Raw genomic sequence first — 7,478 nt, 5'->3', positions numbered from 1 at the left:
CTCGTGGATCGCTTCGTATCCCTGATTGATTGGCAGTGCGACCCCGAAATCCACATAGTTTCGGTTCAGATCGACGTTGTCTTCGTTGACGCGCCTCACCCATGCGGTGCCCCACGGATTGATCAGATGCACCATCAGCACGGCCACGCCGGGCGGCAGCGCACGCCCGGCCAGTTCGTGCAGCCATTCGGTCTGACACGTGGATCCGTAATAGCCTTCGACGCCATGCGTGCCGGATACGACCGCCAGCACGCGACGCGCGTCGCGCGGGCCGAGCCACGCGACATCGGTCGCGAGCGGCTCGCCCGCCGGCCCCGTGAGCGGGTGCGGATGGCTCGTCACCGCCGCACCGGCCGCGTCGGCCGCCTGCAGGAACCGCGTGCGTTGCTGCATGAAATCGGTATCGACCGGAAAGCCGTACTTCATCGTCGAGTTCTCCTCGTTCGCGCGGCGGACTGCGCCGCCCGTCGCCTGTTCTGTTCATATGCGCAACCGCCGCGCGTCAGCGGCGCCCGCATTGCAGATCGAGCGTCACCGCGCTGGTCGGGCGCGCGCAGCACAGCAGCACCGAGCCTTCCGGCGGCGGCGACAGCGGATCCTCGTCATACGCGATGTCGCCGGACAGCAGCCGCGTCACGCATGCATTGCAGAGGCCTGCGCGACAGTTGAACACCGGTGCATATCCCGCCTGCTCCGCCATCTCCAGCAACGACCCGTGTTCCGGCCGCCAGTGTATCGGCTCGCCGTGCGGCTCGAAGCGCACCGTAATCGCATCGGCATCGATACCCGTCGGATCGGCACTCGCCCCCACCCCAGCAACCACCGCCGCAGACCGCGCCGCACCGTCGGATTGCGGTGCATCGGCCTCGCTTTCGAGCAACGTCGCAGGCCCGAAGAATTCGTAGCGGATCCGCTCACGCGCAACGCCCAGCCCGCGCAGCAAGCGCCAGTTTGCCTGCATGAAACCCGGCGGCCCGCATAGATACACGTCGTAGTCGTCGAGCGGCAATAACGATTGCAGCAGCTCGCGCGTCACGATCCCGCGACTGTCGAAGCCGCCGCGAGCTTCGTCGTCCTCAAGTGGCTGCCGGTAGCACACGTGCACGTGGATGCCGTCCCGTGTCGCGGCCAGTGCACGCACCTCGTCGGCGAACGCATGGATCGCGCCGTTCTCGCATGCGTGAATGAAATGCACGCGCCGATTCGACGCGCGAGACAACCGATGCAGCATGCTCACGAGCGGCGTCACGCCAACGCCGCCGCTCATCAGCACGATCGGACGCTCGCTGCCTTCGTCGCACACGAACGCTCCGGCCGGGCCCGCCAGCTCCAGTTCTGCGCCGGCGTCGACGCTCGTGTGCAGATACGTGGAGCCGCGCCCTGGCGGCACATCGCCGCCGCCCTCGCGCTTGACCGAGATGCGCCAGCGCGCCGTGTCGGCCGGGTCACCCGACAGGCTGTAATGACGCAGCACGCTTTCGCCGTCCGGCAGCGTCAGACGCAGCGCGACGAACTGGCCGGGTGCGAACTCGAGCGATCGCGCGCCGTCCACCGGCACGAGTTCGAACGACACGATCGCGTTGCTCTCGCGCGTGCGGCGCGCGACGCGAAACCGCTCGAACCGGCTCGGTGCAGCCGGCGCCCGCGCGGAAGTCAAACCGGTATCGGCCATGTTATCGCCCCGCCTCGCATGCGACGGCGGCCGCCCGTTCGGCTTCGATCATCTGTCCGATCGCGCGCCGGAACCGCAGTGGCCCGGAATCGATCGCGAGATCGATGTTCGGCTTGCGTCGGCGCGCCATGCCCTCATGCACGGCGGCGAGCACCACGCGATCCTCTTCGAACGCGTGGCGCACGTCCTCGTCGAACGCGCGCGACACGTGTTCGTCGCCCGGCGCGAAATTGCGCGTCTGAAACCAAAAGTAACGCGTATGCGCATCGTCAATCGGCGTCATGAAGTTATACGAGTTCATCAGAAACACGTCCGGATGCGCGATGCGGTCGTCGCTGCCGGTGCCGGCCGGTGTGAAGATCGCCTTGATCACCGCGACCGACGGAAACCGCACCTCGTAGTGCTGCTTGCGATCGCAGCGCCCCGCGAACCGGACGAATTTCGCGTAGAAGGGCGCAACGTCGACGTCACGCATCCAGCGCGACACGGTCACACCGTTATCGGTGACGCTCGTCTTCAGCGGCTCGGATTCGCACGCGGCATTGCCGAACGACGAGCGATGCACCCACGCGACATGCGACGGATCGAGCAGGTTGTCGGTCATGTACAGGTAGTGACAATCGATCGTCATCGCATCGCCGCGATTGAGGCCCCACGCCGGATCGTCCCATTCATCGATCGTCAGGATCGCGTCCGGATCGGCACTCGCTTCGTCGCCCATCCACATCCATACGAGCCCATAGCGCTCCGCGACCGGATACCGCCGCACCTTCGCCTGCGCCGGAATCCGCGCCGAACCGGGCGCGCGCACGCATGCGCCCGAACAGTCGAACGTCAAGCCGTGATAGCCGCATTCGACGTCGTCGCCCGTCAGACGGCCCATCGACAGCGGCAGCATCCGGTGCGGGCACGCGTCCTCGAGCGCCACTGGCGTGCCGTCGGCCTTGCGATACAGCACGATGCGCTCGCCGAGCATCGTCACGGGCGTCAGCCGGCGCGTGACGTCCTTGTCCCATGCAGCGACATACCAAGCGTTTTTCAAAAACATCCGATTCTCCTGTTGTTCGGAGCCGCGCGCCACGCTCCCCGGTATCGATGCATCAGACGCAAGCATAAGAAACCACAACAGGAAAGAATAGCCACTCGAAACTGATCAATGCTTTAGTATCTCTAAAGCGACTTTCGTCTACGATCACGCTTTTGCCGAATCCACTGCCATGAGTACGCTTCCTCCATTGCGCGCGCTGCAGGTCTTCGAAGCCGTCGGTCGCTGCGGCGGCATCGCCGAAGCGGCGAAACGCCTCGGTGTGTCGGCAGGCGCCGTCAGCCAGCAAATGAAACTCCTCGAGGACACGCTCGGCCTCAGCCTGCTCGAAAAGGACGGCAAGCGGCTGCGGCTCACGACGGCCGGGCGCAGCTACCACGAGCGCTGCGCGGACGCGTTCGAACGGCTGCGTATCGCGCACGCGGAAGTCGAGCGCTCGCGGCACGACCGCAACCTGCGCATCAGTGCGCTGCCGTCGCTGCTGTCGAAATGGCTCGCGCCGCGCGTGATCGACTGGCAGCAGGCCTACCCGGACCTGAGCGTCTATCTCGACGGCACGCATACCGAGCCGTTTCCAGACGGCTACGAGATCGATTTCCGGATCAGCTACGGCGATCGCGTCGCCGACGTCGACAATGCGGTCGAGCTGTTTCGCGACGCGGTGGTACCCGCCTGCAGTCCACACCTGCTGCACGACCGCGCGCCGCTAGCGACGGCGGCCGACCTGCTGCCGTTCCCGCTGATCGCGATCGACTGGCAGCCGAAGTTCGCGTCGCCGCCGTCGTGGCAGGACTGGTTCGGTGCTCACGGCGTGGATGCGTCGACTGCGGCACCGGTCCGCCAGACATTCTCGCTGTCGAGTGTCGCGATCCAGGCCGCGATCGACGGCCACGGCTTCGTGCTGGCACAGTCGTCGATGATCGTCGACGACGTCGCTGCCGGACGGCTAGTCGTGCCGCTCGCGTCCGGGCTGCCGCTGCCGTGGCCGTACTTCCTCGCGTGGAAGAAAAGCGCGTTCGACAAGCCGGAATGCCGCGGCTTCCATCGCTGGCTGCTCATGCGCGCGCGCGAGCAGCAGCAGGTCAGCGATCAGCTGGTCGCGGCGACAACAACGTAACGGGCCTCGGAACGCGTGGCGAACCTCGACCCGCGCCCGCCTGCTCGGCGTTCGCACGCCGCCTGGCATCCGATGCGCCAGGCGACACGCGAAGGTACCGTTCGCGGTTACGGGTTCGACTGTTCGATATCGAAATAGCGGCGTTCCAGCCGACGGAACGTGCCGTCCTGGTTCATCGCCGCGATCGCTCCGTCGATCTTTTCGCGTAGCGCGCCGTCTTCCTTGCGCAAGCCGATCGCCACGCCCTTGCCGAGCGTCTTCTCATCGACGACCGGCTCACCGACGAATACATAGCCCGCCCCTTGCGGGGTTTTCAGAAACCCTTCGCTCGCGGAAATCATGTCGGTAATCGTCGCGTCGAGGCGGCCGGCACGCAGATCGTTGTACACCAGTTCCTGGTTCGCATACGAAACGATCTCGACGCCGGCGGGCGCCCAGTATGTGCGCGCATAGGTCTCCTGCGTCGAGCCCTGCGCGACGCCGACGCGCTTGCCCCGCAGCGACGCGACGGTCGGCTTGAGGTCGCGGCCGCGCGGGCCGACCAGTCGGCTCGGCGTGTTGAACAGCGACGTGGAGAACGCGACCTGCGTCTCGCGCTGCGGCGTGACCGACATCGCAGACAGGATCGCGTCGAACTTTCGGCCCTTGAGCGCCGGAATGATGCCGTCGAATGCGGTCTCGACCCACACGCACCGCACATTCAGACGGCGGCAGATTTCGTTGCCGACATCGATATCGAAACCGACGAGTTGCCCCGACGGCGCTTTCGATTCGAACGGTGCGTAGGACGGATCCACGCCGAAACGAAGACGGGTTGCGTCGCCTGCGTGGGCGGACGCAGCGGACACCAGCATGACCAGACCGGCAATTGCGATTTTCATGTGTGCTCCAGGAGACTCGGTTCGGGGCGGCGCGCACTCACGTCGCGCGCGTCGGATCGACAGGTTGAAACGACCGAGACCAAGCTTAAAAATCCACAATTCCGCCGAACAGAGGCCTCGTGCTGCGCGTCCCTTAAGTTTTTCTAAAATGGCGTCGTACGGTCGAGCAGTTCGACTTGCCCCTGGATACCCGATATTCATCCGCTGAATCGCTGCCGTCGCGGCAGGGCAGCGCACTCCCCGACACGTCGCCGATGCGCGACATCCGGCGCGCTGCGGAACGCGTTCGCGGCGCTGATGATGATCCAGATCGCGGCGGCCGTGCGCCATGCGATCACGTTGCCGCGGGAACTGGCCATGCTCGACGCGCAAGCATGCCGCCCAAAGCACACGGCCGCCCGAAGGCGGCCGCGCGAAGAGGCATCGATGCGCCGCTTACTTGCTGTAGTCGTACACCCCGCGCCCCGTCTTGCGCCCCAGCCGCCCTGCCGACACCATCTCGCGCAGCAGCGGGCACGCACGATACTTCGTGTCGCCGAAGTCCTTCAGGAACACGTCCATCACCGCGAGGCACACGTCGAGCCCGACGAGATCGGCCAGCGCAAGCGGCCCGATCGGATGGTTCGCGCCGAGTTTCATCCCCGCGTCGATCTCCTCGGCCGACGCGATGCCTTCGGCCAGCACGAAGAACGCTTCGTTGATCATCGGCACGAGGATCCGGTTCACGACGAAGCCCGGCGCATTGCGCACGCCGATCGGCGACTTGTCGAATCGCTCGGTCAGCGCGCGCACCGCCGATGCGGTCGCGTCGCTCGTCTGCAGCCCGCGGATGATCTCGACGAGCGGCATCAGCGGCACCGGGTTGAAGAAGTGCATACCGACAAAGCGCGACGGATCGGCGAGCAGCGCCGCGAGCGACGTGATCGAGATCGACGACGTGTTGGTCGCGATGATTGCGTCGGGCCGCGCGACCGACTCGATCTGCTTCAGGATGCGGCTCTTCAGCTCGACATTTTCGGTTGCGGCTTCGATCACGATGTCGACCGCGGCGAGCTTCGCGTAGTCGGTCGACGTCGTGATGCGTGCGAGCGCGGCGTCGCGTGCGGCGGCGTCGAGCTTGTCCTTCGACACGAGCCGCTCGAGGCTGCCCTTCAGCGCGGCGACACCCTTGTCGAGTGCCGCATCGCTGACGTCGATCATCACGACGTTGAGTCCTGCAACGGCGGCGGTCTGCGCAATGCCGTTGCCCATGGTTCCGGCGCCCACGACGCCGACGGTTTCGATGGCCATGACGATTCCTGTGTATTCGGGTGCTGAACGGTCGATTATCAGATGTTCTCGAAGATCGCCGCAATCCCCTGGCCGCCGCCGATACACATCGTCACGAGCGCGTAACGCCCGCCGATGCGCTTCAGCTCGTACAGCGCCTTGACCGTGATCAATGCGCCCGTCGCACCGATCGGGTGACCGAGCGAAATGCCAGAGCCGTTCGGGTTGACCTTGGCCGGATCGAGACCGAGCTCCTGCGTGACCGCGCATGCCTGTGCCGCGAACGCCTCGTTCGCCTCGATCACGTCGAGATCGGTGATCTTCAGGCCGGCGCGCTCGAGCGCCTTCTGCGTGGCCGGCACGGGGCCGATGCCCATGTACGCCGGATCGACGCCAGCATGCGCATACGCGACCAGACGCGCGAGCGGCTTCACGCCCTGCGCACGCGCGGCATCCGCGCTCATCATCAGCACCGCGGCAGCGGCATCGTTGATCCCCGATGCGTTACCGGCCGTCACCGTGCCGTCTTCCTTCACGAACACCGGCTTCAGCTTCGTGAAATCGTCCGGGCCGGCGTCGTGACGCACGTGCTCGTCGGTGTCGAACGCGACCTCGCCCTTCTTCGTGCGGATCGAGATCGGCAGGATCTGGTCCTTGAAGCGGCCTTCCGCGATCGCGCGCGCCGCACGGCGATGCGATTCGAGCGCGAGCGCATCCTGTGCGTCGCGCGAAATGCCGTACTTGCGTGCGACGTTCTCGGCCGTCACGCCCATGTGGATCGTCTGGAACGGGTCGTGCAGCGCGCCGAGCATCATGTCGACGAGCTTCGCATCGCCCATGCGCTGGCCGAAGCGCGCGGACGGCACGCTGTACGGCGCGCGGCTCATGTTCTCCGAGCCGCCGCCGATGGCGATGTCGGCGTCGCCGAGCATGATCGTCTGTGCGGCCGACACGATCGCCTGCAGGCCCGAGCCGCACAGGCGGTTCACGGTCAGCGCCGGCGTGTGCTGCGCGACGCCACCGTTGATCGCCGCGACGCGCGCGAGATACATGTCCTTCGGCTCGGTGTTCACGACGTGGCCGAACACGACATGCCCGACCGCGTCACCCGAAACGTTCGCGCGCGACAGCACTTCACTCACGACCTTCGCGCCGAGATCGGTCGGCGAGAAATCCTTCAGGCTCCCGCCGAAAGCGCCGATCGCGGTACGGACACCGCTCACCACCACGACTTCCTTCGCTGCATTGCTCATCGTCTCACTCCGGTTCGTTCGCGCCCGCGGGCGCGGGGATGCGTTTGCGTTACATGTTCGGGTAATTCGGCCCGCCGCCGCCTTCCGGCGTGACCCACACGATGTTCTGCGTCGGGTCCTTGATGTCGCACGTCTTGCAGTGCACGCAGTTCTGCGCGTTGATCACCAGCCGGTCGCTGCCGTCGTCGTTCTTCACGAACTCGTACACCGCCGCCGGGCAGAAGCGCCCCTCCGGCCCCGC

8 protein-coding genes are annotated in these 7,478 nt (G+C 66.0%); 1 reads left to right on the top strand and 7 read right to left on the bottom strand.

From position 1 onward, the window contains the following. The 3 genes from DIE11_RS35720 to DIE11_RS35710 form a co-directional block, all read right to left on the bottom strand. The coding region (locus tag DIE11_RS35720) for a DUF2817 domain-containing protein (RefSeq protein WP_124629834.1) at nucleotides 1–426 on the bottom strand (426 nt) is incomplete at its 3' end. Between the two features lie 76 nt (nucleotides 427–502). Then, nucleotides 503–1,672: an FAD-binding oxidoreductase gene (locus tag DIE11_RS35715; protein WP_124629833.1), complete on the bottom strand. Its 1,170-nt coding sequence runs from the start codon at nucleotides 1,670–1,672 to the stop codon at nucleotides 503–505. Nucleotide 1,673: 1 nt separating this feature from the next. After that, nucleotides 1,674–2,720 (bottom strand): aromatic ring-hydroxylating dioxygenase subunit alpha, encoded by a 1,047-nt coding sequence (locus DIE11_RS35710; protein WP_124629832.1) that lies wholly within the window; start codon nucleotides 2,718–2,720, stop codon nucleotides 1,674–1,676. Between the two features lie 169 nt (nucleotides 2,721–2,889). Here DIE11_RS35710 and DIE11_RS35705 point away from each other — a divergent pair, with 169 nt between their 5' ends. Further along, nucleotides 2,890–3,834, top strand: a complete 945-nt coding sequence (locus DIE11_RS35705) for a LysR substrate-binding domain-containing protein (protein WP_124629831.1) — start codon at nucleotides 2,890–2,892, stop codon at nucleotides 3,832–3,834. A gap of 107 nt (nucleotides 3,835–3,941) precedes the next feature. On the opposite strand, the gene DIE11_RS35700 is transcribed toward DIE11_RS35705, so the two are convergent. The 4 genes from DIE11_RS35700 to DIE11_RS35680 all read right to left on the bottom strand — a co-directional run. Beyond that, entirely contained in the window at nucleotides 3,942–4,715 is a 774-nt protein-coding gene (locus DIE11_RS35700) for an ABC transporter substrate-binding protein (protein ID WP_124629835.1), read from the bottom strand. 435 nt (nucleotides 4,716–5,150) lie between these two features. Then, entirely contained in the window at nucleotides 5,151–6,005 is an 855-nt protein-coding gene (locus DIE11_RS35690; protein ID WP_124613136.1) for a 3-hydroxybutyryl-CoA dehydrogenase, read from the bottom strand. 38 nt (nucleotides 6,006–6,043) lie between these two features. Then, complete coding sequence (gene bktB, locus DIE11_RS35685) at nucleotides 6,044–7,237, bottom strand: beta-ketothiolase BktB (RefSeq protein WP_124629830.1); 1,194 nt, start codon at nucleotides 7,235–7,237, stop codon at nucleotides 6,044–6,046. 49 nt (nucleotides 7,238–7,286) lie between these two features. Next, nucleotides 7,287–7,478, bottom strand: a 192-nt coding sequence (locus DIE11_RS35680; RefSeq protein ID WP_185633789.1) for a 4Fe-4S dicluster domain-containing protein, incomplete at its 5' end; no start/stop codon positions are given.

Origin of the sequence: Burkholderia sp. Bp9012, from assembly GCF_003853825.1 — a bacterium.
GTDB classification, from domain to species: domain Bacteria; phylum Pseudomonadota; class Gammaproteobacteria; order Burkholderiales; family Burkholderiaceae; genus Burkholderia; species Burkholderia diffusa.
Note: the sequence above shows the minus strand (reverse complement) of the source record. Positions and strands in the feature narration are given on the sequence as shown.

Coding starts and splice junctions, on each gene's coding strand:
- DIE11_RS35715 (WP_124629833.1), bottom strand. CDS start 1,672: ATGGCCGATACCGGTTTGACTTCCGCGCGGGCGCCGGCTGCACCGAGC.
- DIE11_RS35710 (WP_124629832.1), bottom strand. CDS start 2,720: ATGTTTTTGAAAAACGCTTGGTATGTCGCTGCATGGGACAAGGACGTC.
- DIE11_RS35705 (WP_124629831.1), top strand. CDS start 2,890: ATGAGTACGCTTCCTCCATTGCGCGCGCTGCAGGTCTTCGAAGCCGTC.
- DIE11_RS35700 (WP_124629835.1), bottom strand. CDS start 4,715: ATGAAAATCGCAATTGCCGGTCTGGTCATGCTGGTGTCCGCTGCGTCC.
- DIE11_RS35690 (WP_124613136.1), bottom strand. CDS start 6,005: ATGGCCATCGAAACCGTCGGCGTCGTGGGCGCCGGAACCATGGGCAAC.
- bktB (WP_124629830.1), bottom strand. CDS start 7,237: ATGAGCAATGCAGCGAAGGAAGTCGTGGTGGTGAGCGGTGTCCGTACC.